Genomic DNA, 270 nt, shown 5'->3' on the forward strand with positions numbered 1-270 from the left:
CAGGCTTGCGGCGAATCTGGCGCAGACGAGGATGAGGAAGATGCCGAAGGCGAGCTCGAGGCGGCGCTTGGAGAGGCGGTGGGCGAGGCGGGCGCCGAGGGGGGCCATGAGGGTGCTGGTGGGGATGAAGAGCAGGAAGCCGATCAGCGACACGTAGCCGAGCGCCAGGGGCGGCTGGAAGGCGATCACGTCGGGGTACTCGGCCATGTGCGGCCAGCCGGCATAGACGTAGCCGAGCGCGCCCGGGATCGAGATCAGGATGCCCAAGCC

The 270-nt window shown here is 69.3% G+C and carries 1 protein-coding gene; it reads right to left on the reverse strand.

The window, feature by feature from the left end; translation table 11 throughout:
- Window positions 1–270, reverse strand: a 270-nt coding sequence (locus tag E4K09_RS02505; RefSeq protein WP_166802121.1) for a TSUP family transporter, incomplete at both ends; no start/stop codon positions are given.

Source organism: Microvirga pakistanensis, assembly GCF_004458765.1.
Lineage (GTDB): Bacteria > Pseudomonadota > Alphaproteobacteria > Rhizobiales > Beijerinckiaceae > Microvirga > Microvirga pakistanensis.